General features: G+C 57.2%; 31 protein-coding genes and 1 other annotated feature. Of the genes, 17 read left to right on the plus strand and 14 right to left on the minus strand.

The window, feature by feature from the left end:
* Window positions 1-99: 99 nt before the first annotated feature.
* Window positions 100-636, plus strand: coding sequence for a YniB family protein (locus V1572_RS11780; protein ID WP_048027534.1), 537 nt, complete (start codon window positions 100-102; stop codon window positions 634-636).
* Between the two features lie 36 nt (window positions 637-672).
* On the opposite strand, the gene V1572_RS11785 is transcribed toward V1572_RS11780, so the two are convergent.
* The 3 genes from V1572_RS11785 to pfkB all read right to left on the minus strand — a co-directional run bounded on the left by V1572_RS11785 (window position 673) and on the right by pfkB (window position 2968).
* Window positions 673-1533 (minus strand): fructosamine kinase family protein, encoded by an 861-nt coding sequence (locus V1572_RS11785; RefSeq protein ID WP_008500662.1) that lies wholly within the window; start codon window positions 1531-1533, stop codon window positions 673-675.
* A 105-nt stretch (window positions 1534-1638) separates the two neighbouring features.
* Entirely contained in the window at window positions 1639-1929 is a 291-nt protein-coding gene (gene ghoS / locus V1572_RS11790; RefSeq protein WP_048027535.1) for a type V toxin-antitoxin system endoribonuclease antitoxin GhoS, read from the minus strand.
* A gap of 106 nt (window positions 1930-2035) precedes the next feature.
* A complete protein-coding gene (gene pfkB / locus V1572_RS11795) occupies window positions 2036-2968 on the minus strand; it encodes a 6-phosphofructokinase II (protein ID WP_395299988.1) in 933 nt (310 codons plus the stop codon).
* Window positions 2969-3263: 295 nt separating this feature from the next.
* Between pfkB and V1572_RS11800 the strand changes: the two genes are divergently transcribed.
* Entirely contained in the window at window positions 3264-4022 is a 759-nt protein-coding gene (locus tag V1572_RS11800; protein WP_021241081.1) for a YdiY family protein, read from the plus strand.
* An 80-nt stretch (window positions 4023-4102) separates the two neighbouring features.
* Here V1572_RS11800 and yniD read toward each other — a convergent pair whose 3' ends face one another.
* Window positions 4103-4210 carry a small membrane protein YniD gene (gene yniD, locus V1572_RS11805; protein WP_008500658.1) on the minus strand — a complete coding sequence of 36 codons (108 nt, stop codon included), beginning with the start codon at window positions 4208-4210 and terminating at the stop codon, window positions 4103-4105.
* A gap of 98 nt (window positions 4211-4308) precedes the next feature.
* Entirely contained in the window at window positions 4309-4401 is a 93-nt protein-coding gene (yncL, locus tag V1572_RS11810) for a stress response membrane protein YncL (RefSeq protein ID WP_021241082.1), read from the minus strand.
* Window positions 4402-4725: 324 nt separating this feature from the next.
* On the opposite strand from yncL, the gene thrS reads away from it, so the two are divergent.
* The 14 genes from thrS (at window position 4726) to selO (ending at window position 17363) form a co-directional block, all read left to right on the plus strand.
* Window positions 4726-6654 carry a threonine--tRNA ligase gene (gene thrS, locus V1572_RS11815; protein ID WP_008500657.1) on the plus strand — a complete coding sequence of 643 codons (1929 nt, stop codon included), beginning with the start codon at window positions 4726-4728 and terminating at the stop codon, window positions 6652-6654.
* Between the two features lie 3 nt (window positions 6655-6657).
* Complete coding sequence (gene infC / locus V1572_RS11820) at window positions 6658-7200, plus strand: translation initiation factor IF-3 (RefSeq protein WP_023616141.1); 543 nt, start codon at window positions 6658-6660, stop codon at window positions 7198-7200.
* A 97-nt stretch (window positions 7201-7297) separates the two neighbouring features.
* A complete protein-coding gene (gene rpmI, locus V1572_RS11825) occupies window positions 7298-7495 on the plus strand; it encodes a 50S ribosomal protein L35 (protein WP_001124225.1) in 198 nt (65 codons plus the stop codon).
* Window positions 7496-7544: 49 nt separating this feature from the next.
* Window positions 7545-7901: a 50S ribosomal protein L20 gene (gene rplT, locus V1572_RS11830; RefSeq protein ID WP_000124850.1), complete on the plus strand. Its 357-nt coding sequence runs from the start codon at window positions 7545-7547 to the stop codon at window positions 7899-7901.
* Between the two features lie 117 nt (window positions 7902-8018).
* Window positions 8019-8143 (plus strand) — a sequence feature (Phe leader region).
* Window positions 8024-8068, plus strand: coding sequence for a pheST operon leader peptide PheM (gene pheM, locus V1572_RS11835; protein ID WP_001386830.1), 45 nt, complete (start codon window positions 8024-8026; stop codon window positions 8066-8068). (Overlaps the previous feature by 45 nt.)
* Before the next feature lie 62 nt (window positions 8144-8205).
* Entirely contained in the window at window positions 8206-9189 is a 984-nt protein-coding gene (gene pheS, locus V1572_RS11840) for a phenylalanine--tRNA ligase subunit alpha (protein WP_021241084.1), read from the plus strand.
* A 15-nt stretch (window positions 9190-9204) separates the two neighbouring features.
* A complete protein-coding gene (pheT, locus tag V1572_RS11845; RefSeq protein WP_111966868.1) occupies window positions 9205-11592 on the plus strand; it encodes a phenylalanine--tRNA ligase subunit beta in 2388 nt (795 codons plus the stop codon).
* 4 nt (window positions 11593-11596) lie between these two features.
* Entirely contained in the window at window positions 11597-11896 is a 300-nt protein-coding gene (gene ihfA / locus V1572_RS11850) for an integration host factor subunit alpha (protein ID WP_003857805.1), read from the plus strand.
* A gap of 103 nt (window positions 11897-11999) precedes the next feature.
* A complete protein-coding gene (gene btuC / locus V1572_RS11855; RefSeq protein WP_395299131.1) occupies window positions 12000-12980 on the plus strand; it encodes a vitamin B12 ABC transporter permease BtuC in 981 nt (326 codons plus the stop codon).
* A gap of 22 nt (window positions 12981-13002) precedes the next feature.
* Window positions 13003-13554 (plus strand): glutathione peroxidase, encoded by a 552-nt coding sequence (locus tag V1572_RS11860; RefSeq protein WP_048027541.1) that lies wholly within the window; start codon window positions 13003-13005, stop codon window positions 13552-13554.
* The gene (gene btuD / locus V1572_RS11865; RefSeq protein ID WP_045910266.1) at window positions 13554-14309 is read left to right on the plus strand and encodes a vitamin B12 ABC transporter ATP-binding protein BtuD; all 756 of its coding nucleotides are present in this window, start codon (window positions 13554-13556) and stop codon (window positions 14307-14309) included. Before V1572_RS11860 ends, btuD begins: the two co-directional genes overlap by 1 nt.
* Window positions 14310-14383: 74 nt before the next feature.
* Complete coding sequence (locus V1572_RS11870; protein WP_008500650.1) at window positions 14384-14848, plus strand: NlpC/P60 family protein; 465 nt, start codon at window positions 14384-14386, stop codon at window positions 14846-14848.
* Between the two features lie 294 nt (window positions 14849-15142).
* Window positions 15143-15859, plus strand: coding sequence for an EAL domain-containing protein (locus tag V1572_RS11875; protein WP_048027544.1), 717 nt, complete (start codon window positions 15143-15145; stop codon window positions 15857-15859).
* Between the two features lie 61 nt (window positions 15860-15920).
* Window positions 15921-17363 (plus strand): protein adenylyltransferase SelO, encoded by a 1443-nt coding sequence (selO, locus tag V1572_RS11880; RefSeq protein WP_395299132.1) that lies wholly within the window; start codon window positions 15921-15923, stop codon window positions 17361-17363.
* A gap of 42 nt (window positions 17364-17405) precedes the next feature.
* Here selO and V1572_RS11885 read toward each other — a convergent pair whose 3' ends face one another.
* The 5 genes from V1572_RS11885 to V1572_RS11905 are packed head-to-tail and all read right to left on the minus strand — an operon-like array spanning window position 17406 to window position 22180.
* Window positions 17406-18176, minus strand: a complete 771-nt coding sequence (locus V1572_RS11885) for a 3-hydroxybutyrate dehydrogenase (protein ID WP_111966866.1) — start codon at window positions 18174-18176, stop codon at window positions 17406-17408.
* A 10-nt stretch (window positions 18177-18186) separates the two neighbouring features.
* Window positions 18187-19581, minus strand: a complete 1395-nt coding sequence (locus tag V1572_RS11890; protein ID WP_176252831.1) for a GntP family permease — start codon at window positions 19579-19581, stop codon at window positions 18187-18189.
* Window positions 19582-19622: 41 nt separating this feature from the next.
* A complete protein-coding gene (locus V1572_RS11895; protein WP_395299133.1) occupies window positions 19623-20804 on the minus strand; it encodes an acetyl-CoA C-acetyltransferase in 1182 nt (393 codons plus the stop codon).
* 9 nt (window positions 20805-20813) lie between these two features.
* The gene (locus V1572_RS11900) at window positions 20814-21470 is read right to left on the minus strand and encodes a CoA transferase subunit B (protein ID WP_395299134.1); all 657 of its coding nucleotides are present in this window, start codon (window positions 21468-21470) and stop codon (window positions 20814-20816) included.
* A gap of 2 nt (window positions 21471-21472) precedes the next feature.
* Window positions 21473-22180: a CoA transferase subunit A gene (locus V1572_RS11905; protein WP_045910273.1), complete on the minus strand. Its 708-nt coding sequence runs from the start codon at window positions 22178-22180 to the stop codon at window positions 21473-21475.
* Window positions 22181-22320: 140 nt separating this feature from the next.
* Here V1572_RS11905 and V1572_RS11910 point away from each other — a divergent pair, with 140 nt between their 5' ends.
* Window positions 22321-23214, plus strand: coding sequence for a LysR family transcriptional regulator (locus tag V1572_RS11910; RefSeq protein ID WP_032645461.1), 894 nt, complete (start codon window positions 22321-22323; stop codon window positions 23212-23214).
* Here the strand turns inward: V1572_RS11910 and V1572_RS11915 are convergent.
* From V1572_RS11915 to chuS, 4 genes are read right to left on the minus strand one after another with little or no spacing between them, the layout of a single operon-like run.
* A complete protein-coding gene (locus V1572_RS11915; protein ID WP_395299135.1) occupies window positions 23211-23990 on the minus strand; it encodes a heme ABC transporter ATP-binding protein in 780 nt (259 codons plus the stop codon). The genes V1572_RS11910 and V1572_RS11915 overlap by 4 nt on opposite strands.
* On the minus strand, window positions 23983-24975 hold the full coding sequence (locus V1572_RS11920; protein WP_395299136.1) for a FecCD family ABC transporter permease: 993 nt from the start codon (window positions 24973-24975) through the stop codon (window positions 23983-23985). The genes V1572_RS11915 and V1572_RS11920 overlap by 8 nt, the downstream gene beginning before the upstream one ends.
* Window positions 24975-25796, minus strand: coding sequence for a hemin ABC transporter substrate-binding protein (locus tag V1572_RS11925; protein WP_045910276.1), 822 nt, complete (start codon window positions 25794-25796; stop codon window positions 24975-24977). Before V1572_RS11925 ends, V1572_RS11920 begins: the two co-directional genes overlap by 1 nt.
* Window positions 25793-26821: a hematinate-forming heme oxygenase ChuS gene (gene chuS, locus V1572_RS11930; RefSeq protein ID WP_353143842.1), complete on the minus strand. Its 1029-nt coding sequence runs from the start codon at window positions 26819-26821 to the stop codon at window positions 25793-25795. The genes V1572_RS11925 and chuS overlap by 4 nt, the downstream gene beginning before the upstream one ends.
* Window positions 26822-26842: the final 21 nt, after the last annotated feature.

Consider the following 26842-nt stretch of genomic DNA (forward strand, 5'->3'; position numbering starts at 1 on the left):
CACTCTGCAATTTAGCATATTGCTTTTAAAGAGCGGGCGAAATTGATGACCAGCAGGTAGACTAAGGCACAAATAACGCGTCTTTATGAAGAGGAACTGATGACGTATCAACAAGCTGGACGCATTGCGGTCTTAAAACGTATTGCTGGCTGGGTGATTTTTATTCCTGCCGTCATTTCTACGCTGATTTCTGTACTCAAATTTATGTACGATCACAGCGAAAAACAGCCGGGTATCAATGCGGTTATGCTTGATTTTGCGCATGTGATGATTGAGATGATGCGTTTCAATACGCCATTTTTGAATGTCTTCTGGTTTAACTCACCCACCCCGGATTTTCACCATCAGCTGAATATCGGCTTTTGGGTGATATACGCCCTGATCTTTGTTGCGCTGGCGCTGCAGGCCTCTGGCGCGCGAATGAGCCGTCAGACGCGCTTTTTACGCGAGGGCGTTGAGGACCAGCTCATTCTGGAGCAGGCCAAAGGCCCGGAAGGCATGAGCCGGGAGCAGATTGAATCCCGCATTGTTGTGCCGCGCCACACTATTTTCCTGCAAATCTTCCCGCTCTATATCCTTCCCGTGATGATCATTGTGGCAGGATACTTCTTCTTCTCACTGCTCGGTTTTCTGTAACCGATACGGGTGGCGGCAAGGCCACCCGTTCGCGTCTCAGGCGGCAAGCATGCGCTCAAGCGCACGCTGTGCGTTAACCAGGTGCTCCCCACCAAAAAGTATGGCGCGGTTCATCAGCGTATAAAGCTGGTACACCGGTTGACGGTCGAGGAAGCCGGGCGGCAGGGGAGAAACCGACTGATAACCGTCATATATCTGCGGCGGTTGTTCAGGGTGCAGCGGCAGCATGGCAAGGTCACACTCTCGGTCACCCCAGTAGCAGGCCGGGTCGAAGATATAGGGGCCGTTGGGCCCCAGCGCGCAGTTATCGGACCACAAATCACCGTGGAGCAGAGACGCCTGAGGCTGGTGGGAGGCCAGACGCTGCTGCACGTGCTCGACGATGGCGTCTATATTGCCAAATTCCAGCCCTTTCTCGGCGGCAAGCTCAAGCTGCCAGCCAATACGCTGCTCGGCAAAAAAGGTCGACCAGCGACGTTGCCAGGCATTGGGCTGTGGCGTGGTGGAGAGGTCATTGTCAAAATCGAGACCAAACTGCGGCTGGTCGCTCCACTGATGGAGGCGTGCTAGCTGCTGGCCAAGAATGAAAGCGTTATGGGCATCCAGCGGACGGGCGGGGAGATATTCCATGACCAGAAAACTGTAATCGCGGTCGCTACCGACGGCCAGCACCTGCGGGACCGTCACCGTTTTACTGCGCGACAACAGTTCAAGCTGATCGGCTTCGGCGGTAAATATCGGAAGCAGTTCACGTTCATCGCATTTTACGAAGAGATCGCGCCCTGCGTAGCGTAAATGCCACGCGGCGTGGATCTCTCCGCCTGGCAGTTCGTTACGCAGTTCAATTTCACCTTCACCCAGCTGCTCACTTAAAAGATGACTGATAGCCTGCCACATGTTGACTCTCCCATGTTGTCTGCCAGATCATAAAGTTAGCGCATTATTGCGGTAAAAAAATACGAACTAACGCACACCTGAGCGGTTTAATTTCATACAGGGCACTTATTGTTCTTTTTTCTGCCAGTTTTCCCAGGTGTCGACGTCAATTTCGGCTGGCTTGTCGGTCACACTTTCCACCAGACTGGCGGCCAGCGCATGAACCTCTTCTTTATTCAGGGCACCGATCAGACCAAATGCCAGGGTGCCTAAATCATGAATATTGCCCTCGTCATCCGTGAGCGTGAGGAGAAAATTAGCCCGGGTGAAGGCGTTGTTGAGCTCATTCAGCTCGGTCAGCGATGCTTCATGAAGGTTGACGGTTACGACGTAGCGGGTGATGTCACCACTGCTCATAATTCACCTCATTGTTATCATGGAAGTTTTCTTAGCATAGTCGATAGTTTGCGTTTGGCGACTCGGTGATGACATTCCCCTCCATAAGGATGAAGGGGAACAGGGGTTAATTTCGGGACAGATAATCGACAATTTTTTGCGTATCGGCCAGCGAACAGAGACGCGTGCCCTGGTTGATGGTAGCGGCGCTACCCGCCGCCACGCCGTAGCGCGTCATCTCCAGCAGTGACGCGCCCTGCGCCAGCTTAAGCGTCATCGCGCCTACCATGCTGTCACCCGCGCCAACCGTGCTCTGGCTCTTCATTGGCGGAGGAACAACCTGAACGGACGACGTTTCATCGACGGCCAGTGCCCCCTGCGGACCAAGGGAAACCACCACGCGCCGCGCTTTGCCGCTGCGCACCAGCTCCTGCGCGGCGGTGCGCACATCGTCAGGCTGCGTCAAGTCGCGGTTGACCAGCGCGCTTAACTCTTTCTGGTTGGGTTTGACCAGTTCAAGATTGCCCGGCACTAAGGCCGCCTGCAGGGCCTCGCCGCTGCTGTCAACGATGCAGCGGATACCGCGTTGCTGCGCCGCCTGAATAAGCGCGGTTAATTTTTCCGTGCTGACGCCGGGGGGCAGGCTGCCGCTTACCACCAGCAGCGCGCCGCTTTCAATGGTCAGTACTTTCTCTTCAAGCTGACGAAACTCGTCATCGGTGAGTTTCGCGCCCGGCATGACAAACCGGTACTGCTCGCCGCTGGATTCAACGTGGACATGCAGGTTTTGCCGCGTCCAGTCTTTCGCCTCGACGGTCTCTACGGCAACCTGTTCATCTGCCAGCAGAGAGACCAGGTGTTCGCCGGTGGCACCGCCTGCGGGAAAAATGGCCGTGGCCTTGCCGCCGAGATAGGTAATGGCGCGCGCCACGTTGATACCGCCACCGCCGGGCTCAAAGACCGGGGCGCTACAGCGCAATTTACCTTCCGGGTAAATCTGCGGCGTCAGGGTGGCGGAATCAAGGGAAGGGGAGAGCGTCAGGGTGTAGATAGAAACCATCATTACCTCCTTTTAGCATGGGTTCCTTTTAGTCTGGCACCATTTGTCAGGAAGGCAACGTAAATAACAGTATGATTTTAAATATGAATACTGAATAAAAGTTAGACCGGAGATATATAAAATAAAACGCTTTTTGGGATCGTTCTTATTCAAAAAATGAAATAAGAAAACATTGCTATGTTATTTGCGGCTTTTTATAATTTGTTACCTTTCTCTGGACGCCTTGTCATTGATCCTCAAGAAAGATTCCGGGACCGTGTGGTCTCTTTTTTTGTTGTACGGACTCCTTAATAAAATGAAGCTTTTAAAGACAGTTCCCGCTGCACTGATGCTGGCGGGTGGCGTGTTTGCGGCTATGAACGCGACCGCCGATGATTCCGTTTTTACTGTCATGGACGATCCCTCCACCGCGAAAAAACCGTTTGAAGGTAACCTGAACGCTGGGTACCTGGCACAATCCGGTAACACGAAAAGCTCTTCTCTGACGGCGGACAGTACGCTTACCTGGTACGGTAATACCACCGCCTGGTCTCTGTGGGGTAATGCCAGCAATACGTCCGCTAATGACGAACGCTCTTCCGAGAAATATGCGGTAGGCGGACGTAGCCGTTACAACATGACCGACTATGATTACCTGTTTGGTCAGGCAAGCTGGTTAACCGACCGTTACAATGGTTATCGCCAGCGTGACGTGTTCACCGCGGGTTATGGTCGTCAGTTCCTGAACGGTCCGGTACACAGCCTCCGTTTTGAATTCGGTCCGGGTGTGCGTTATGACGAGTACACCAATGGCGATACCAAAACCCAACCGCTCGGTTACGCTTCCGGCACCTACGCCTGGCAGATGACTGACAACACCAAATTTACCCAGGGTGTTTCTGTATTTGGTGCCGACGATACGACGCTGAACTCTGAGACGGCGCTGAACGTGGCCATTAACGAACACTTTGGTCTGAAAGTCGCCTACAACGTGACCTGGAACTCTTCACCACCCGAGTCTGCACCGGATCATACCGACCGCAGAACCACTGTTTCACTGGGTTATAGAATGTAATGAAAACGGGCCGATGATCATGTCGGCCCGTTTATTCTGTCTGGTCTTGTGACGTCCCTTCTGATGAGCTGTATTCGCCCCTAACCCCAAATCATTGCCGCCCAACGGAGTAACAGCATTGCGCCGCAGATGGCGATCAGCACCAGCACCATTTTCCAGTGTTTTACGGCAAATCGTTTTGTTGGCATAACCTAATCCTTGTTCGTTGATACCCACAGTCTACCAAACAGGGCCGAAATATGCCCCTACTCAGGAACGATTGGGTTATGCCAGCGCAGAGTTCGGCTCAGAACCAGTGGAATCGTTCGGCGAGAATCAACAATAAACCGGTGGCGGAAAGGATGTTTAAAATCACAACCGTTCTACTGGATACGTTCATAGTATGCACCTTTGGGTTTAAAGACCTGTTCAAGATTAGCCCAGCATCTTTGAAATGCGAGCACCGGGATCATGCGACCTGCAAATTCATGCGAAAGTGCCAGCACATCAATCTGCCAGCAGAGGGTGCAATCTCCCTTTTGTTAGTGTTAACATTGCAAGGCTTGCCGTATATCCGGCGTTGTCTGATTTTCCGGCAGGTGAATGATGACGAACCAATTTGACGATTGTTGGTCAGATGGTGTCGTAATCTATTGTCAAATCACGATTATTTTCTTTGTATATGCTCTTATGTGTGGGGCATCACTGCAAATAAGGATATAAAATGCCTGTAATTACTCTTCCTGATGGCAGCCAACGCCATTTCGACCGTGCTGTTAGCCCAATGGATGTTGCCCTGGACATCGGTCCTGGTCTCGCGAAAGCGACTATCGCCGGCCGCGTTAACGGTGAGCTGGTAGATGCCTCCGATCTGATCGAAAACGATGCGACGCTTGCGATCATCACCGCAAAAGATGAAGAAGGTCTGGAGATCATTCGTCACTCCTGCGCGCACCTGTTAGGCCATGCCATCAAACAGCTGTGGCCAAACACCAAAATGGCGATCGGTCCGGTTATCGATAATGGTTTCTACTACGACGTTGACCTTGACCACACCCTGACTCAGGAAGATATCGACGCGCTCGAAAAACGTATGCACGAGCTCGCCGAAACAAACTATGACGTCATCAAGAAGAAAGTCAGCTGGCACGAAGCGCGTGAAACCTTCGTGAAGCGTGGCGAGAGCTATAAGGTCTCGATTCTTGACGAAAACATTTCGCATGATGACAAGCCTGGCTTGTACCATCACGAAGAATACGTCGACATGTGCCGTGGACCGCACGTGCCGAACATGCGCTTCTGTCATCACTTTAAGCTGATGAAGATCGCCGGCGCCTACTGGCGTGGCGACAGCAACAACAAGATGTTGCAGCGTATCTATGGTACCGCGTGGGCCGATAAAAAAGCCCTGAACGCCTACCTGCTGCGCCTGGAAGAGGCGGCGAAGCGTGACCACCGTAAAATCGGTAAGCAGCTTGACCTGTACCACATGCAGGAAGAAGCGCCGGGTATGGTGTTCTGGCATAACGACGGCTGGACCATCTTCCGTGAACTGGAAACTTTCGTACGCTCCAAGCTGAAAGAGTACCAGTATCAGGAAGTGAAAGGCCCGTTCATGATGGACCGTGTGCTGTGGGAAAAAACCGGCCACTGGGACAACTACAAAGATGCGATGTTCACCACCTCGTCTGAGAACCGTGAATACTGCATCAAGCCAATGAACTGCCCGGGGCACGTTCAGATCTTCAACCAGGGTCTGAAATCCTACCGTGACCTGCCGCTGCGTATGGCGGAGTTCGGTAGCTGCCACCGTAACGAGCCATCAGGTGCGCTGCACGGTCTGATGCGTGTGCGTGGCTTTACGCAGGATGACGCGCATATCTTCTGTACCGAAGATCAGGTTCGTGACGAAGTTAACGCCTGTATCCGTATGGTCTACGATATGTACAGCACCTTTGGCTTCGAGAAGATCGTGGTCAAACTCTCAACGCGTCCGGAAAAACGTATCGGTAGCGATGAGACCTGGGATCGCGCAGAAGCGGATCTCGCCGTGGCGCTGGAAGAGAACGGCATTCCGTTCGAATACCAGCTGGGCGAGGGCGCATTCTACGGTCCGAAAATTGAATTTACCCTGTATGACTGCCTCGATCGCGCATGGCAGTGCGGTACTGTACAGCTGGACTTCTCCCTGCCGCAGCGTTTAAGCGCCTCTTATGTTGGCGAAGACAACGAGCGTCAGGTGCCGGTAATGATTCACCGTGCCATTCTCGGTTCTCTGGAGCGCTTCATCGGCATCCTGACCGAAGAGTTCGCCGGCTTCTTCCCAACCTGGCTTGCGCCGGTGCAGGTGGTGGTGATGAACATTACCGATTCTCAGGCAGATTACGTTAAAGAATTGACGCAGAAACTACAAAATGCGGGCATTCGCGTAAAAGCAGACTTGAGAAATGAGAAGATTGGCTTTAAAATCCGCGAGCACACTTTACGTCGTGTCCCGTATATGTTGGTCTGTGGTGATAAAGAGGTGGAAGCAGGCAAAGTTGCCGTTCGCACCCGCCGTGGTAAAGACCTGGGCAGCCTGGACGTAAGTGAAGTGATTGAGAAGCTGCAACAAGAGATTCGCAGCCGCAGTCTTCAACAACTGGAGGAATAAGGTATTAAAGGCGGAAAACGAGTTCAAACGGCACGTCCGAATCGTATCAATGGCGAGATTCGCGCCCAGGAAGTTCGCTTAACAGGTCTGGAAGGCGAGCAGCTGGGGATTGTGAGTCTGAGAGAAGCAATCGAAAAGGCTGAAGAAGCTGGAGTAGATTTAGTTGAAATCAGCCCTAACGCCGAACCGCCAGTTTGTCGTATCATGGACTACGGCAAGTTCCTTTATGAAAAGAGTAAGTCTTCTAAGGAACAGAAGAAGAAGCAAAAAGTTATCCAGGTTAAGGAAATCAAATTCCGTCCTGGTACCGACGATGGCGATTATCAGGTAAAACTCCGCAGCCTGATTCGCTTTCTGGAAGATGGCGATAAGGCCAAGATCACACTGCGTTTCCGCGGTCGTGAGATGGCCCACCAACAGATTGGTATGGAAGTGCTTAACCGCGTCCGTGACGATCTGAGTGAACTGGCAGTAGTCGAATCCTTCCCTACGAAGATCGAAGGCCGCCAGATGATCATGGTGCTCGCTCCTAAGAAGAAACAGTAAGGCCTTCAAGCAGCAAAATCTGTGGAGCCTTCGGGTTTCATAGGTTTTGTTCGCCTATGTTTCGTTTATTTAACAATGCGAAGTGGAAGTTATTAAAATGCCAAAAATTAAGACCGTACGCGGTGCTGCTAAGCGCTTCAAAAAAACCGGTAAAGGTGGTTTTAAGCACAAGCACGCTAACCTGCGTCACATTCTGACTAAGAAAGCTACCAAGCGTAAACGTCACCTGCGTCCAAAAGCCATGGTTTCTAAAGGCGATCTGGGCCTGGTCATCGCGTGCCTGCCGTACGCATAAGTCGTTTCGTTTAACTTTTTTAACTTAGAATAGATACAGGAGAGCACACATGGCTCGCGTAAAACGTGGTGTAATTGCACGTGCACGTCACAAGAAAATTTTGAAACAAGCTAAAGGCTACTACGGTGCGCGTTCACGCGTATACCGCGTTGCCTTCCAGGCTGTTATCAAAGCAGGTCAGTACGCTTACCGTGACCGTCGTCAGCGTAAGCGTCAGTTCCGTCAACTGTGGATTGCGCGTATCAACGCAGCAGCACGTCAGAACGGTATTTCTTACAGCAAATTCATCAACGGCCTGAAAAAAGCCTCTGTTGAAATCGACCGTAAGATCCTGGCTGACATCGCAGTATTCGACAAAGTAGCGTTCACCGCTCTGGTCGAAAAAGCGAAAGCAGCACTGGCATAAGCCAGTTGAGAGAGGGGGCCTGGCTCCCTCTTTTCATATAACCCTGTAAGAAGATTGACATTTACCCGTGCAGGCTTTTCAATAAGGTCTCAACGGTTTTTACCCAACAAGGTAACGCAAGCATGAATGCTGCTATTTTCCGCTTCTTCTTTTACTTTAGCACCTGACTTCAGGGGGCTAGCGCGTGAAAGATGAAACGAAAAACAGCGCCAGATAAGCCTCCCGATGGAGGCTTTTTTTGTGCCTGAATTTGAGAGAATAACTCCACCAAATCGGTGTCTGCACCGACATAATGAGGAAAATCATGTCACATCTCGCAGAGCTGGTTGCCAGTGCAACAGCCGCCATTAATCAGGCCTCAGATGTTGCCGCGTTAGACAATGTCCGCGTCGAATATCTTGGGAAGAAAGGGCACTTGACCCTTCAAATGACAACCCTGCGTGAGCTGCCGCCAGAAGAACGCCCGGCAGCGGGGGCGGTGATTAACGAAGCCAAAGAGCAGGTACAGCAGGCGCTGAACGCACGCAAAGCCGAGCTGGAAAGCGCGGTGCTGAATGCGCGTCTGGCCGCAGAGACGATCGACGTCTCTCTGCCGGGTCGCCGCATCGAGAACGGCGGTCTGCACCCGGTTACCCGTACCATCGATCGCATTGAAAGTTTCTTCGGTGAGCTCGGCTTTACCGTGGCGACTGGCCCGGAAATCGAAGATGATTACCACAACTTCGATGCCCTGAACATTCCTGGCCATCATCCGGCACGCGCTGACCACGACACTTTCTGGTTCGACGCGACGCGTCTGCTGCGTACTCAGACCTCCGGCGTTCAGATCCGTACCATGAAGGATCAGGCACCGCCAATCCGTATTATCGCGCCGGGCCGCGTCTATCGTAACGACTACGATCAGACCCACACCCCAATGTTCCACCAGATGGAAGGCCTGATTGTTGATAAAAACATCAGCTTTACCAACCTGAAGGGTACGCTGCACGATTTCCTGAACAACTTCTTTGAGGAAGATCTGCAGGTTCGTTTCCGTCCGTCCTACTTCCCGTTCACTGAACCGTCTGCGGAAGTTGACGTGATGGGCAAAAACGGCAAATGGCTGGAAGTGCTGGGCTGCGGCATGGTGCATCCAAACGTACTGCGTAACGTGGGTATCGATCCGGAAGTTTACTCCGGCTTTGCCTTCGGTATGGGCATGGAGCGTCTGACCATGCTGCGCTACGGCGTGACAGACTTACGTGCATTCTTCGAAAACGATCTGCGTTTCCTCAAACAGTTTAAATAAGGGCAGGACAGAACAATGAAATTCAGTGAACTGTGGTTACGCGAGTGGGTGAACACCACGCTGGACAGCGACGCGCTTTCTAACCAGATCACCATGGCAGGTCTGGAAGTGGACGGCGTTGAGCCGGTTTCCGGCGCATTCAACGGCGTGGTCGTCGGCGAAGTGGTAGAGTGCGGCCAGCATCCTAACGCGGACAAACTGCGCGTAACAAAAGTAAACGTAGGCGGTGACCGTCTGCTGGATATCGTCTGCGGTGCGCCAAACTGCCGTCAGGGGCTGAAAGTGGCCGTGGCGACCGTCGGTGCGGTACTGCCGGGCGATTTCAAAATCAAAGCGGCTAAGCTGCGCGGCGAGCCGTCTGAAGGCATGCTGTGTTCCTTCTCCGAACTGGGTATTTCCGACGATCACAACGGCATCATTGAGCTGCCGCTGGATGCGCCAATCGGCACCGATATCCGTGAGTACCTGAAGCTTGATGACAACACCATCGAAATCAGCGTTACGCCAAACCGTGCCGACTGCTTAGGGATCATCGGCGTGGCGCGCGACGTTGCCGTGCTGAATCAGACCGAACTGAACGCGCCGGACATTGCGCCGGTTGAAGCGACCATCAGTGACGTGCTGCCTATTCAGGTTGACGCTGCGGATGCCTGCCCGCGCTACCTCGGTCGCGTGGTGAAAGGCATCAACGTTAAGGCGCCAACCCCGCTGTGGATGAAAGAGAAGCTGCGCCGCTGCGGTATCCGCTCTATCGACGCCGTGGTTGACGTGACCAACTACGTTCTGCTGGAGCTGGGCCAGCCAATGCACGCGTTCGATAAAGATCGTATCGAAGGCGGCATTGTGGTGCGCATGGCGAAAGAGGGTGAAACCCTGGTTCTGCTGGACGGCAGCGAAGCGAAACTGAACGCCGACACCCTGGTGATTGCTGACCACAGCAAAGCGCTGGCAATGGGCGGTATCTTCGGTGGCGAGCATTCTGGCGTCAACGACGAAACCCAAAACGTGCTGCTGGAGTGCGCGTTCTTCAGCCCGCTCTCTATCACCGGTCGCGCACGCCGTCATGGTCTGCACACCGATGCGTCTCATCGCTACGAGCGTGGCGTTGACCCGGCGCTGCAGTACAAAGCAATGGAGCGTGCCACCCGCCTGCTGATCGACATCTGCGGGGGCGAAGCGGGCCCGGTGATCGACGTCACCAACGAAGCCACGCTGCCGAAGCGTGCGACCATCACCCTGCGCCGCAGCAAGCTGGATCGTCTGATTGGGCACCATGTTGCCGATGCGCAGGTGACCGATATCCTGAAGCGTCTGGGCTGTGAAGTGACCGAAGGCCAGGACGAGTGGAAAGCCGTTGCGCCATCATGGCGTTTCGACATGGAAATTGAAGAAGATCTGGTGGAAGAAGTGGCCCGTGTTTATGGCTACAACAACATCCCTGACGAGCCTGTACAGGCCGGTCTGGTGATGGGCACCCACCGTGAAGCCGACCTGTCCCTGAAGCGTGTGAAAACCATGCTGAACGACAAAGGCTACCAGGAAGTGATCACCTACAGCTTTGTTGATCCAAAACTGCAGCAGCTGATCCACCCGGGTCAGGAAGCGCTGATCCTGCCAAGCCCAATCTCCAGCGAAATGTCCGCGATGCGTCTGTCCCTGTGGACGGGCCTGCTGGGCACTATCGTTTATAACCAGAATCGCCAGCAAAACCGCGTGCGAATTTTCGAAAGCGGTTTGCGCTTTGTACCGGATAATCAGGCAAATTTAGGCATCCGTCAGGATCTCATGCTGGCTGGCGCCATCAGCGGTAACCGCTATGAAGAACACTGGGACCTGGCAAAAGGCACGGTTGATTTCTACGATATGAAGGGCGATCTGGAAGCGATTCTGGATCTGACCGGTAAATTATCTGAAATTGAATTCCGCGCAGAAGCCAACCCGGCCCTGCATCCAGGCCAGAGCGCTGCCCTCTATTTAGACGGCAAACGCATTGGTTTTATTGGGGTTGTTCACCCTGAACTGGAGCGTAAACTGGACCTGAACGGCCGTACCATCGTGTTCGAGCTGGAATGGAACCTGGTGGCAGACCGCGTGATTCCTCAGGCTCAGGACGTCTCCCGCTTCCCGGCAAACCGCCGTGATATCGCGGTTGTGGTCGCGGAAAATGTGCCCGCAGCAGATATTTTGGCCGAATGTAAGAAAGTTGGCGTAAATCAGGTAGTTGGCGTAAACTTATTTGACGTGTACCGCGGCAAGGGCGTAGCAGAGGGCTTTAAGAGCCTGGCTATCAGCCTGATCCTTCAGGATACCAGCCGTACACTCGAAGAAGAGGAGATTGCCGCTACCGTCGCCAAATGTGTAGAGGCATTAAAAGAGCGATTCCAGGCATCATTGAGGGATTGAACCTATGGCGCTTACAAAAGCTGAAATGTCAGAATATCTGTTTGATAAGCTTGGGCTTAGCAAACGGGATGCCAAAGAGCTGGTAGAGCTGTTTTTCGAAGAGATCCGTCGTGCTCTGGAAAATGGTGAGCAGGTAAAACTCTCCGGTTTTGGCAATTTTGATTTGCGCGACAAAAACCAACGTCCGGGCCGCAACCCGAAGACGGGGGAAGATATTCCCATTACAGCCCGCCGCGTGGTGACCTTCAGACCCGGCCAGAAGTTAAAAAGCCGTGTCGAAAACGCAACGCCCAAAGCAGAGTAATATGAACTAACTAAAAAGGCCGCCCACGCGGCCTTTTTTCTTTGCGCTCTTTGGTAAACCCGCCGTAAAATCAATTACATCTCACGCTACTAAAACCGTACACATGCTTGATTATGCCCATCACCAGCACCGTTCCGATCGGCGTCGCCTGCTTTTGCTGGCGCTGCTGCTCATTATTGCCGCAGGCGTTAGCCTCTGCGCCGGTGACCGATGGATAGGGCCCGAAAGCTGGTGGGGGCCTGACGGACAGCTATTCGTCTGGCAAATTCGTCTGCCGCGGACCGTCGCGGTGATGCTGGTGGGCGCCGCGCTGGCGCTGTGCGGCACCATAATGCAGGCATTGTTTGAGAATCCCCTGGCGGAGCCCGGGCTGCTCGGCGTGTCCAACGGTGCGGGCGTGGGGCTGATTGCGGCGGTAATGCTGGGCGGAGGCGAACTCTCCGGATGGCGTATTAGCCTGAGCGCGATCCTTGGCGCATTACTGATAACGCTCATCCTGCTTCGTTTTGCCAGACGGCATTTATCGACCAGCCGTCTGCTGCTTGCCGGCGTGGCGCTGGGGATCATCTGCAGCGCGCTGATGACCTGGGCGGTCTACTTCTCGACCTCCTTTGACCTGCGGCAGCTCATGTACTGGATGATGGGCGGCTTTGGCGGCGTCGACTGGCAGCAGGGCTGGCTGATGGCGCTGCTGGTGCCGGTCATCGTGTGGGCTGCCCTGCAGGCGCAGCCGTTGAATATGCTCGCGCTGGGTGAAACCTCAGCCCGCCAGCTGGGCATGCCGATTGGGTTCTGGCGTAATGCGCTGGTGATCGCCATTGGCTGGCTGGTCGGCGTCAGCGTGGCCCTGGCGGGCGCGATTGGCTTTATTGGCCTGGTGATCCCGCACATGCTCCGTCTGTGTGGCCTCACGGACCATCGAACCCTGCTTCCGGCCTCGGCGGTTGCCGGGGCCGTCACGCTGCTGGTGGCTGATATCATCGCCCGGCTTGCCCTGACGGCTGCAGAGTTGCCTATCGGCGTGGTGACCGCCACGCTGGGCGCGCCGGTCTTTATCTGGCTACTATTAAAAACTGGACGTTAAATCGACAACCTGAGGAAATGCTATGCAGTCAGATATCCTGAATACTGAAGTGACCACCATTGATGGCGATAAAACCACGCTGGAAGGCTACAAAGGCAACGTGTTGCTGATCGTTAACGTGGCATCCAAATGCGGCCTGACGCCGCAGTACGAGCAGCTGGAAAACATTCAGAAGGCCTGGGAAAAAGACGGTTTCACCGTACTGGGCTTCCCCTGCAACCAGTTCCTGGGCCAGGAGCCGGGCAGCGAAGAGGAGATTAAAACCTTCTGCAGCACCACTTACGGCGTGACGTTCCCGCTGTTCAGTAAAATCGATGTCAACGGGGAAGGCCGCCATCCGCTGTATGCGAAGCTGATCGCTGCCGCACCGAAAGCCGTTGCGCCGGAGGGCAGCGGTTTTTATGAACGCATGGCCAGCAAAGGCCGCGCGCCGCTTTACCCGGACGATATACTCTGGAACTTCGAAAAATTCCTGATTGGTCGCGACGGCCAGGTCGTTCAGCGTTTTTCACCGGATATGACCCCTGAAGATCCGATCGTCATGGAATCTATCAAGCTGGCGCTGGCAAAATAATGTCGCTGCTGATGCAGCTCACGGACGTTGCCGAGAAGGGACGTCTGGAGCCGATAACCGGCACCGTCAATGCGGGAGAAATCCTGCATCTTGTCGGGCCAAACGGCGCCGGAAAGAGCACGCTGCTGGCACGGATGGCGGGCATGACTGCCGGAGAAGGGCAGATAACGTTGCTGGAGCATACGCTGGCCGACTGGTCGCCGGTCTCACTGGCGCATCGGCGCAGCTATCTCGTGCAGCAGCAGGTGCCGCCCTTTGCGATGCCGGTCTGGCAGTATCTGATGCTGCATTTGCACGACAAACACCGTACGGCGCTGCTGGCGGACGTGGCCGCGGCGCTGGGGCTGGAAGATAAACTCTCCCGGCATGTCAGCCAGCTATCCGGCGGCGAATGGCAGCGGGTGCGTCTGGCGGCTGTCATCGTCCAGATCCACCCGGCCGGTAACCCGCATGGTCGGATGCTGCTTCTCGATGAACCGATGAGCGGTCTGGATGTGGCGCAGCAGGCGGCCCTGGATACGCTGCTAAGCGCGCTGAGCCGAAAAGGCATCGCCGTGGTGATGAGCAGCCATGACCTCAACCACACCTTGCGACATGCCCATCGGGTGTGGCTGCTGGCGAAGGGGAAGATGATCGCCAGCGGCACGCGGGATCAGGTTCTGACGCCGCCCAATCTTGCCCGCGCGTACAACATGTCGTTCCGCAGGCTGGATATCGAGGGCCATAAGATGCTGATTTCGACCGGGCAGGAGTAAGCGTTTCTTGCCTGTGAGTACAGTTGCACGCTAAATTACGAAAAGAACAAAAAAAGCAGAGGATTCGTCTGAAAATGCGATTCTGGTTTCTCCTGATGGCCGCACTTTTTCTTGCGGGATGCAGTAGCCATCGTGCACCGCCGCCTAACCCACGGCTTTCAGATTCGATCACCGTCATCGCCAGCCTCAACGATCAGCTGAGCAACTGGCGCGGCACGCCTTATCGCTACGGCGGTATGAGCCGTGGCGGTGTGGATTGCTCCGGCTTCGTTCTGATGACCTTCCGCGACAAGTTTGATTTACAGCTGCCGCGCGAAACGCGCAAACAGGCAGAAATCGGCACGGAAATTGATAAAGACGATCTTCTGCCCGGGGACCTGGTTTTCTTCAAAACCGGATCGGGGGAAAGCGGTCTTCATGTGGGCATTTATGACACTGACAACCAGTTCATTCACGCGTCAACCAGCCGCGGCGTGATGCGCTCTTCCCTGGATAATGTCTACTGGCGTAAAAATTTCTGGCAGGCACGACGTATATAGTCTTCGTCGTATACCTCTCTTATGACGGCATGGAAACGAATAAAACATGCCGTTTTTTCTCAAATAAGATGATTAAAGTTAAATTTATCTAAAATTAGCGAATCCCGCATGTGTCTGTTTTATCTAAAACTGGCTATTATTCTGCAACCAGGATAAGATTATTTTAGATTCAGGGATAAATCTGAAAATTAATACGGAACTAATGAAATTAATCTTATTAAAATCAAGACAGTGGAATTGTGTCGGCAATTGCTCCAGGATGTCCTCTCTCATCTTTAATGCGGGGCGAGTGCAATGATAATTACGCTAGATAATGCTTACCAGTCTGAACTGCTGCTTCTGCCTGCCCGTAATAGCGCAGGGGAGCTTAAAGGTTTAGAAATTCTGGTTAACTTTACTGGCGTCGGCAGCGATGTGCGGATCCCCACTGAGCTTGTTATCCCACGACTTTCAGCGGCTGAAGAGTTAACGCTGTTTAACGAAAAATTGCAATTGCTTGATACCTGTAAACTGTTTTTTATTCAGCATCAGTTAATTGCATGGATCAATATTACACCTGCAATAGTTGAATTTTTATTAAGTAATGGAAACGCTGTTTCAATTCTTGAGCGTTATCCGTTTCTTGAGTTTACTGTTAATGAGAATTATCCAGGTTTAAATAACGGAAAGGACGATCTTCAGCTGGCGAGAATGGCGATCCATTTTCCGTTGGTGCTGGCAAACTTTGGCGCAGGCGCGGCATCGCTCAAGGCGGTCTACGATGGATTATTTAAACGGGTCATTCTGGATAAAGGCTTCATTCAGCAGCGTGCGGCGGAACTCTCTTTTGAGCCCTTTATGCGCGCCATCCTCTGGCAAATCACGCCGCACTGCCAGTCTGTGATTGTCTCAGGCATTGATGACCACGGCCTCTTGCAGCGCGTGCTGTCCTTTAATTTTGGCGCCATGCAGGGAACACTCTGGCCTGCCGTCTCGGCGGAACACGTCACTACGCTGGTTCAGCAGCGATAACCCTTGCTTTCGCCCGTGTTTAAGTCCGGGTAAACCCTCTACACTAAAAGCAGGAGGACTTATGACCCTGTCTTTTACTGCTCGCTGGCATGACGAGTTGCCGGGATTTTATACCGCACTCAAACCCACACCATTACAAAATTCACGTCTTATCTGGCATAACGATCGGCTGGCAGAAGAGTTGGCCATTCCGCCTGAGCTGTTTCAGCTTTCAGAGAGCGCTGGCATCTGGGGAGGCGAAACGCTTCTCGCCGGTATGCAACCCCTGGCTCAGGTCTATAGCGGACATCAGTTTGGCGTCTGGGCAGGACAGCTGGGCGACGGCAGGGGGATCCTGCTCGGTGAACAACAGCTTCCCAACGGGGAGACGGTTGACTGGCACCTGAAAGGCGCGGGCCTGACGCCGTATTCGCGGATGGGCGACGGGCGTGCGGTTCTGCGTTCAACGATTCGCGAGTGCCTGGGCTCCGAGGCGATGCATGCCCTGGGTATCCCCACCACCCGAGCGCTGTCGATCGTGACCAGCGACACGCCGGTTGTGCGCGAAACCGTGGAAAAGGGCGCTATGCTGATGCGTATCGCGCAAAGCCATCTGCGCTTCGGCCATTTTGAGCACTTTTACTATCGTCGCGAGCCGGAAAAGGTGCGCCAGCTGGCAGACTTTGCCATTCGTCACCACTGGGCGCACTGGCAGGACGAGGCGGATAAATACGTTCTCTGGTTCCGGGACGTGGTGGCCCGTACCGCCACCCTGATTGCCCGCTGGCAAACGGTAGGCTTTGCCCATGGCGTCATGAATACCGACAACATGTCGCTTCTCGGGTTGACCTTTGACTACGGCCCGTTTGGTTTCCTGGATGATTATCAGCCAGGGTATATCAGCAACCACTCCGACTATCAGGGGCGCTACAGTTTTGACAATCAGCCCGCGGTGGGCCTGTGGAACCTGCAGCGGCTTGCGCAAACCCTGTCGCCGTTTATCGACGTTGATGCCCTGAATGATGCGCTCGACAGCTATCAGGAGATCTTACTGCGGGAATATGGCACGCTGATGCGCAATAAGCTGGGGCTGGTGACGCAGGAGAAGGGCGATAACGACATCCTCAATGGCCTGTTTGCCCTGATGGCGCGCGAGGGCAGCGATTACACGCGCACCTTCCGAATGCTGGGGCAGACGGAGCAGCACAGCGCCGCCTCGCCGCTGCGCGATGAGTTTATTGACAGACAGGCGTTTGACGACTGGTTTGCATCCTACCGCGTGCGGCTGCAGCAGGAGCAGGTGGATGACGCGACCCGTCAGACGCAGATGAACGCCACGAACCCGGCGATGGTGTTGCGCAACTGGCTGGCGCAGCGGGCGATTGAGCAGGCAGAGCAGGGCGAGTACGACGAGTTACACCGTCTGCACGTGGCGTTGCGCACGCCGTTTGCCGACCGGGATGATGATTACGTCAGCCGCCCGCCTGACTGGGGCAAGCGGCTGGAGGTCAGCTGCTCAAGCTAGTCTTTTGGCCGGGGGGCGGATTCGCCTTACCCGGCCTGAACATCACTGCGCGACCCAGCCGCCGTCCATATTCCACGCGGCGCCGCGAACGTTAACGGCGCTGTCGCTGCACAAAAACAGCGCCAGTTCGCCCAGTTGCTCCGGAGTAACAAACTCGCCCGAAGGCTGTTTTTCCGCCAGAAGCTGTTCGCGAGCGTGCTCCGGCGGTACGCCGTCAGCGATACGTTTGTCAATTTGCTGCTGCACCAGCGGGGTCATCACCCAGCCGGGACAGATCGTATTGGCGGTAATGCCGGTGCGCGCGGTTTCCAGCGCCAGCGATTTCGTAAAGCCCACCACGCCGTGCTTGGCTGCCACGTAGGCCGACTTCTCTTTTGACGCGACCAGCCCGTGAACGGAGGCGATATTAATGATGCGCCCCCAGTTTTTCTCGCGCATGGCAGGGAGCGCCAGCCGGCTGGTGTGAAACACCGACGAGAGGTTAATGGCGATAATGTCGTTCCATTTCTCCACCGGAAACGCGTCAACCGGCGCCACGTGCTGTATGCCTGCGTTGTTGACGAGAATGTCCACGCCGCCAAACTGCGATTCGGCGTAGCGCATCAGGGCTTCAATTTGCAGGACGTCACGCAGGTCCGCATCGTGATAGCCCGGCTTTTTGCCCAGTTGCGCAATCTCAACAATTGCTGATTCGCTGTCGCCGAAACCGTTGAGGATCAGCTGCGCCCCGGCCTTCGCCAGCACGCGGGCGATCCCAAGGCCAATGCCGCTGGTCGAGCCGGTGACCAGGGCGGTTTTACCGTTCAGATTCATCTTTCTCTCCTTACACAATGCCGGTCAGATAGAACACGGCAATGACAAAAAGCACTGCCAGACTTTTAATAATCGTGATAGCAAAAATGCCGCCGTAGGCCTGGCGATGGCTCAGGCCAGTGATAGCCAGCAGGGTAATCACCGCCCCGTTATGGGGTAGGGTATCCATTCCCCCGCTCGCCATTGACGCCACGCGGTGCAGTACCTCAAGCGGGATATTGGCGGCGTGCGCGGCGGCGACAAACGTGTCGGACATGGCGGCGAGCGCAATACTCATCCCGCCGGACGCCGAGCCGGTGATCCCCGCGAGAACGGTCACGCTGATGGCTTCATTCAGCAGCGGATTCGGAATGGCCGCCAGCGCGTGGGATAACACCAGAAAACCGGGCAGGGCGGCGATAACCGCCCCGAAACCGTACTCCGAGGCGGTATTCATCGCCGCCAGAATGGCACCGCTCACCGCCGTCCGGCTGCCTTCTGCCAGGCGTCCCCGGATGTTGCGGAAGCCAAAAATCAGCACCAGCACGATACCGGCGATCAACGCCGCCTCCACGGCCCAGATGGCGGTGATCTTGCTCACCTCGGTCACGATCGGTTTCGCCAGACCGGGCAGGGTCAGCTCGTGGCTCGTGCCGTACCAGCCGGGGATCCAGCGGGTAAATAGCAGGTTGAGTATGCCCACCACCAGCAGCGGGGCGATGGCAATCAGCGGATGCGGAAGGTTAATGTTGTCCGGTGTCTCCGGTTCATTTTTCAGATCCGTGCCGTAACCCTCATTGTTGCTGAGCGCCTTGCGCCGCTGGCGTTCCAGCCAGAGCAGGCCAAAGACGATAATGAACAGAGAGCCGATAAGCCCCAGCCACGGCGCGGCCCAGGCGTTGGTACCAAAGAAGCTGGTGGGAATGATGTTCTGGATCTGCGGCGTGCCGGGCAGGGCATCCATGGTAAACGAGAATGCCCCCAGCGCTACCGTGGCCGGGATCAGCCGTTTAGGGATGCCGCTCTGGCGGAACAGTTCCGCGGCGAACGGGTAAACCGCAAACGCCACCACGAACAGCGACACGCCGCCGTAGGTTAACAGCGCGCACACCAGGACAATCACCGGGATGGCGTGGCGACGGCCGAGGATCTGAATCGCGGCGGCGACGATGGAGCGCGAGAAGCCGGAAAGCTCAATCAGTTTGCCAAACACCGCCCCCAGCAGGAACACCGGGAAGTAGAGCTTGACGAAGCCCACCATTTTTTCCATGAACAGACCGGTAAACGTCGGGCCAACGGCGCCCGGATCGGTCAGCAGTACCGCACCGAGCGCCGCAATCGGCGCAAACAAAATCACGCTATATCCGCGATAGGCCGCCAGCATCAGCAGCGCCAGCGCCGCCAGGGCAATTAATACACTCATCACGACTCCTCACTGTCATTATTATTCGGGTACCAACGAGATGTTTAACGCTCGACGGTGAGGGCAATGCCTTGCCCGCCGCCTACGCACAGGGTGACGAGCCCCTTTTTGACGTCACGGCGCTGCATTTCGTACAGCAGCGTCACGAGGATGCGGCAGCCGGAGGCGCCAATCGGATGACCGAGGGCGATCGCGCCGCCGTTAACGTTCACCCTGCGTTCATCCCAGCCGAGCTGCTGGCCCACCGCCAGCGCCTGGGCGGCAAAGGCTTCATTGGCTTCGATGAGGTCCACGTCATCGAGCGTCCAGCCCGCCCGCGCCAGCGCCGTCTGGCAGGCGCTGACCGGCCCGATGCCCATCACCGACGGGTCAACGCCCGTCACGGCATAGCTCACGATGCGCCCCAGAATCGGCAAACCGCTCTCCCGCGCCTTTTCGCCGCTCATCAGCAGCACCGCCGCGGCGCCGTCGTTGAGCGTGGAGGCATTTCCCGCCGTGACCGTGCCTTCCTCCTGCAAAAAGGCGGGGCGCAGCTGCGCAAGCTGCTCGGCGGTGGTGCCTGGCCGGGGCTGCTCGTCACGGCTGACAATAAGTGGCGGCTTTTTACCCTGCCTCACCGTCACCGGGGCTATCTCGGCATCAAACCGGCCCGCTTCGGCGGCGGAGGCCGCTTTTTGCTGCGACCGGGCAGCGAAGGCGTCCTGCTGCTCGCGGGAAATGCCGTACTGCCGGGCGACGTTTTCAGCGGTGATCCCCATGTGGTAATCGTTGAACGCGTCCCACAGACCGTCCGTGATCATGCAGTCCTGCAGGCCCGTATGGCCAAAACGCAGCCCTGAACGCGCGCCGTCCAGCAGATAGGGGGCGTTGCTCATGCTCTCTTGTCCGCCGGCAATCACTACCTCAGCGTCGCCGCAGCGGATCGCCTGCGCGGCGAGCTGCACCGCTTTTAATCCCGCGCCGCACACCAGGTTGACCGTTGTCGCTGGCGTGCTGACGGGTAACCCGGCGGCGATGGCCGTCTGACGCGCAGGGTTTTGTCCGCATCCCGCCGTCAGCACCTGGCCGAAAATCACCTCATCTATCGTCTCAGCAGGAAGACCGCTGTTTTCAAGCAGACGATGAACCGCGACGGCCCCCAGTTCAGCCGCAGAGAGGGGCGCGAGCGATCCGCGAAAACTGCCAATGGGGGTCCGCATTGCCCCGACAATCATGACCTCTTTCATACTGAGTCCTCAGCTAAAGCGCATCTCGCGAACGTCGTCCGCCACAATCATTTTTCCGGCCGTCTTGACCGCTATTTCGTCGATACTGACGCCGGGGGCGTATTCCCGCAGGATGAACGCGCCGTCCGCGACCTCGAGCAGCGCGAGGTCGGTTAAGACCCGGCGGATGCAGCCCGCGCCTGTAAGCGGCAGCGTGCAGCGCGACAGCAGCTTTGACTCACCGCTTTTTGACGCGTGGGTCATCACCACGATAATGTTCTGCGCCCCGGCGACGAGATCCATCGCGCCGCCCATCCCCTTGACCATCTTTCCGGGGATCATCCACGAGGCGATATTGCCTTCGACGTCCACCTCAAACGCGCCCAGCACCGTCAGGTCAACATGGCCGCCGCGGATCATGGCAAACGACTGGGCCGAGTCGAAAATGGCCGCGCCCGTCCGTGCGGTCACGGTCTGTTTACCGGCGTTGATCATGTCGGCGTCGAGGCTCTGCTCGTCAGGGAACGCGCCCATCCCCAGCAGCCCGTTTTCCGACTGAAGCATCACGTCCATTCCTTCCGGAATGTAGTTCGCCACCAGGGTAGGAATGCCGATCCCCAGGTTGACGTAATATCCGTCGCGCAGCTCGCGGGCGACGCGCATGGCCATCTGTTCACGGGTTAACATCGTCACACTCCTTCCGCGCGCAGCGTGCGCTGTTCAATGCGTTTTTCAAACTGGCCAACAATCAGCCTGTCGACGTAAATGCCCGGGGTATGAATGGCCGACGGGGGCAGCTCACCCGGCGCAACAATCTCCTCCACCTCGACGACCGTTATCCGGCCCGCCGTTGCCATCAGCGGATTAAAGTTTTGCGCGGTATGCCGGTAGACGACGTTGCCGTACCAGTCCGCTTTCCAGCCCTTGATCAGCGCGAAATCCCCCGTAATGGCCTCTTCGAGGATGTAATGCTTACCGGCAAACTGGCGCACGTCTTTGCCCGCAGCCACGGGCGTGCCGTAGCCGGTGGCCGTGTAAAATGCCGGAATACCCGCGCCGCCCGCGCGCACCTTTTCCGCCAGCGTGCCCTGAGGCGTGAGTTCAATCTCCAGTTCACCGCTCAGTACCTGCTGCTCGAACAGCGCGTTTTCGCCGACGTAAGAAGCCACTACCTTACGAACCTGCCGCGTCTCAAGCAGGAGCCCGAGACCGAAGCCGTCCACGCCGCAGTTGTTTGATACCACCGTCAGATCTTTCACCTGACGGCGTCTGACCTCTGCAATCAGGTTCTCCGGAATACCGCACAGGCCGAAGCCGCCCGCCAGCAAAGTCATCCCGTCCGTCAGCCCATCCAGCGCCTGCGCATAGCTGTCGACGCGCTTATCCAGTCCCGCCATCGTCATTCCTCCTCTTAACCGTGGCGGTATCATTAGGGGCGGCAACTCATTTGTTAATTTTGAATTTGTGACCCACTCATTTGGTTTTTTTATTAATTTTCTGTTAACTAAATTTTTTCAATTAGATAACAGGATGAAAAATGAGAATGAGTGTCAAACAGTTACGCGCGTTTTTAGCGGTAGCTCACACTCTGAATTTCGCCCACGCCAGCGAACGGCTGAATCTCTCCCAGCCAGCTCTGAGCCTGACGATTAAAGCCCTGGAGGACGCGCTCGGCGGACCGCTGCTGCAGCGGAGCACGCGCAAGGTCGCGCTGACGCAGGAGGGCGAGACGTTTTTGCCGATGGCGCGGCAGCTGCTTGCCGACTGGGATAATGTCGAAGAGGCGATGCACCAGTGCTTTACCCTGCAGCGCGGTAAAATCTCGGTCGCGGCGATGCCGTCGTTTGCCGCGAATGTCCTGCCCGAGGTGCTGAAAGCGTTTCGCGATCGCCATGCCGGGATCAACGTCACCGTGCATGACGTGATTAACGAGCAGGTGATTGAGATGGTGCGGGAAGGGCGGGTCGAGATGGGCATCGCCTTTGAGCCCGCTCCCACACACAACCTGCTGTTTACCCCGCTGGGTCTCGACCGCTTTGTTGCCATTGTGCCGAAAGATTCCCCGCTGGCGGGCAAAAAACGCCTGACATGGGAAGCGCTGCTGACGCTGGATTTCATCACCCTGCAGCGCCCGTCGGCGGTGCGTCTGATGATGGAAGAGGAGCTGGCGCGAAGCGGCAGAAAGCTGGACGTCGCGCTTGAAAGTCATCAGCTGGTGACGGTCGGGCGGATGGTCGCAAGCGGGCTGGGCGGCAGCGCCGTACCGGCGCTCTGCAAGACGCAGATGGCGTCGCTGGGCGCGGTCTGTATTCCGCTGGACAGTCCGCCTATTGAAAAGTGTATCGGGGTGATCCATCCCGGGCACACGCAGCTTTCAAAAGCGGCGCATGCCCTGCTGGAAACGCTGAAGGATTTTTACCAGCCCGATTAAGGGGCAAGAAACACCTGCGGCGCGGCGTGAGCCGGGTGCCTGCCGACATGAACCTGTGCGCCGTACCAGTGCGCCAGCGCATCGGCCTGCAAAACGGTTTCCGGCTCTCCCTGGGACACGATCCTGCCGCTGTGCAGGAGCAGGAGGCGATCCGCCCACAGCGCTGCGAGGTTGAGGTCGTGCAGCACCGCGCAAACGTGCAGATGTCCCCGGCTGGTCAGGGATTTCAACAGGCGCAGCAGATGCTGCTGGTGATAGAGATCGAGCGCAGAGGTGGGTTCATCAAGAAACAGCCAGCCGCGCGGCGCACCGTCGCACCAGAGCTGAGCCAGCGCGCGGGCGAGCTGAACGCGCTGCTGCTCGCCGCCGGAGAGCGCGGCAAACTGCCTGCCCGCCAGCGGTAAACAGCCTGTGATGGCCATGACCGCCTCAATCACCGCCGCTTCAGGCGTGCGGGTCCAGGGCGCTCGGCCCATACCGACGACCGCCTCAACCGGCCAGTCAAATCCGAGCTGCGTGTTCTGGCGCATCACCGCCCGGTAGCGGGAGAGCTTGTCCGGCGACCAGACCGCAAGCGGTGTGCCCGCCAGGCTGCACCGTCCGCCCGCAGGTTTAAGGTAGCCGGTAAGCAGCCGCAACAGCGTCGATTTCCCGGCGCCGTTGGGGCCAATCAGCGCCACCAGCTCGCCCTGAGATAAGGTCAGCGACACGTCGTGAATCAGCGTGCGTTGCCCGGCGCGAAAAACAAGGTTTTCTGCACAATAGCGTTCAGCCATGCGCACCTCCGCGACGAAAGATAAGCCACAGGAACCACGGCGCGCCGAGAAGGCTGGTCAATAAGCCGACCGGCATTTCCGCCGGGGCGACCAGGCTACGCGCCAGCGTATCGGCCACCATCAGGAGCAGCGCACCGGCCAGCACCGAGCCGGGGAGCGCGGCCCGGTGGTCGGCTCCCAGCCACATGCGCACCAGGTGCGGTACCACCAGGCCGACAAAACCGATCACGCCGCTGACCGCAACGGCGGCAGCCACCAGCAGGGCACTGCACAACAGCAGGATCCGCTGCACGGCGGCAACCTCCACGCCGAGATAGTGCGCCTCTTCATCGCCCAGCTGCAGCAGGTTGAGGGGCCCTGCCAGACGCCAGATCGCCAGCAGGGTGGGGATCATCAGCGACGCGACGGCCAGCAGCGTCGACCACTGCGCCTGGCCGAGGCTGCCCATTCCCCAGAGGGAAAGCTGGCGAAGCTGGGCATCATTGCTGAGCCATGACAGCACGCCGACGGCGGCGCCGCACAGGGCGTTGATGGCAATCCCTACCAGCAGCAGGCGCGACAGGGAAGCGTCACGCTGTCGGCTGAGCAGGAAAATCACGACGGTGGCGGCCAGCGCGCCGAGAAACGCCGCCAGCATCGGGGCATACAGCATCACCAGCGCTGGCAGCGAGAGCGGAAGCACCACCCACAGGGCGACGGCAAGCGCCGCGCCGCTGCTGATGCCGAGCAGGCCCGGATCCGCCAGCGGGTTGCGAAACAGCCCCTGCATCACGCACCCAGCCAGCGCCAGCGAACCGCCGATCGCCAGCGCCAGCAGCACGCGAGGCAGGCGGATCGTCAGCCAGATTTGACGCAGGGCCTCGTCGGTGCCATTCCACAGCAGGCTGACCGGCAGGCGCAGCGCGCCAATACCGCTGGCCGTCAGCGTCGTGACGACCAGCAGCGCGGCCAGCATCCATAATGACAGGGCGGCTCGCCGGGACATCAGGGCAGTTGCTCCGCTTTGGCACGCAGCTCCCGGATGGCTTCCGGCGTTCGCACGCTGAAGCCCAGCAGCGCCATGTCATCAATAGCCAGCACCTGCCTGTTCCGTCCTGCCGGGGTTTGCGCCAGGCCGGGCAGCGCCCACAGATTCGCTTCCCCACCCAGGGCGTTGATGCCGTCCTGCGAAATCACCACCAGATCGGGTCGGCTGGCAATCGTACCTTCCTGAGACAGCGGCTGATAGCGGGTGAACCCCTGCATCGCGTTCTGCAGCCCCGCCGCACGAATGGCCGCGTCCGCGCCGGTCTGTTGTCCGGCAGCCATAGCGGTCATCCCGCCGTGGTTGAGAATAAACAGCACCCGCTTATTGAGCGGTGACGCGGGAAGTGCCGACAGCGCCTGACGCAGCGTGTTGCGCAAGGCTTCCCCCTCGGCCTCGCGGTGCGTCGCTTCAGCGACGATCCGTACCTTTTCGTCAATGACGCTCAGATCGTTACCGGCAGGAATTGCGATGACCCTGACGTGGCTTTGCTCAACCTGCTTGAGCGCCAGAGACGGCTGCGCCTGGGCGCTGGCCAGCACCAGCGTAGGGCGCATGGATAAGATCCCTTCCGCGTTGAGCTGGCGCAGATAGCCCACGTCCGGCAGTGCGGTTGCCGCCTGCGGCCACTGGCTGGTGCTGTCGCGGGCCACGAGGGAAGAAGCCGCGCCGAGGGCGTAGACAATCTCGGTGACGTCGCCGCCGAGCGTGATGATTTTCTCCTGCGGCGCAGCAAACGCCAGCAGGGGCAGGGCGCTGAACAGGGCAAGCCACCGTTTCATGCGGCCAGCCCTTTCGCCGTTAAGGCGTCAATCTGGCTGCGCCACTGGCTCTGCTCCGGCTCGCCTTCCGTACGCTGGCCGTACAGCTGGGCGATTTGCGTCCCGTCGGCGGCAAACAGCTCCAGGCTGGTGACATGCCCGTCCGCGGTCGGTTTGCGCGTGACCCACGTCTCCGCAATGGCGTCTTCAAGCAGGTGCAGGGTAAAGGTTGGGTTGAAGATGTTCAGCCAGCCTTTCATCGGCGCCAGCTTTTCCACCACGCCGGTGAAAATCTGCACGCAGCCGCGGTTGCCGACGAAGACCATGATTTCATTGCCGTCCCGACGCGCCGTCTCCAGCAGCTGCGCCAGCGCGCTGTTCTCTACCCGACAGGCCAGATCGTCCCCCACCAGGCGAAACGCCTGCTGGCGGCTGAGGTTATGACGTTTCAGCAGGCTGAAGAACTGATGCACGTCGGTCATGGCGCGCCACTCTTTGTCCACGAGGGCGGCTTGCGGACTTTCCGCGTGAGCAGGCGCGTCGGGCGCCTTTAACGCCAGCGGTGGATTATCGGCAAAGATAAAACGGGTCAGCACGTCGCCCCAGGCGGAAAGGTCGGTGTTGTCCGTGGCGTAGACCTTCAGCAGGGCATCGCCCTGATGGTCGAAGAACTGAATGCTTTGCCGCTCGCCGCGGGTGGTGGCTTCACTGATGTGAAACGCGCTTGCCCACTGGTTGAGGAACAGGCGCAGATCCAGCGCGCGCGGGTTCAGCACCAGCCCTGCATGGCCGTTCAGGTGCTGGTTGGTGAAGTTCCCGACCTGCTCGTGAACGGCGTAGTCGTTGCGGCAGATACATTTGGTTTCGCCCACCGCCTCCAGCGCGCCCAGGATCTCGCGGACTTCACCGTGCAGTCGCCAGGCGTCGTGGCCCACGCGGGCAAAGGTCAGCTCCGCTTCGCTGATGTTCATTAGCCCTGCAAGGTCGCGCGCGTACTTACCCGGATTTTCTTCTTTTAGCTCAAGCCAGCGTGTGTAGTGATTCATTGTCTCTTCCTTTCAAAGCAA

The organism is Enterobacter quasiroggenkampii (genome assembly GCF_043972695.1).
GTDB classification, from domain to species: domain Bacteria; phylum Pseudomonadota; class Gammaproteobacteria; order Enterobacterales; family Enterobacteriaceae; genus Enterobacter; species Enterobacter quasiroggenkampii.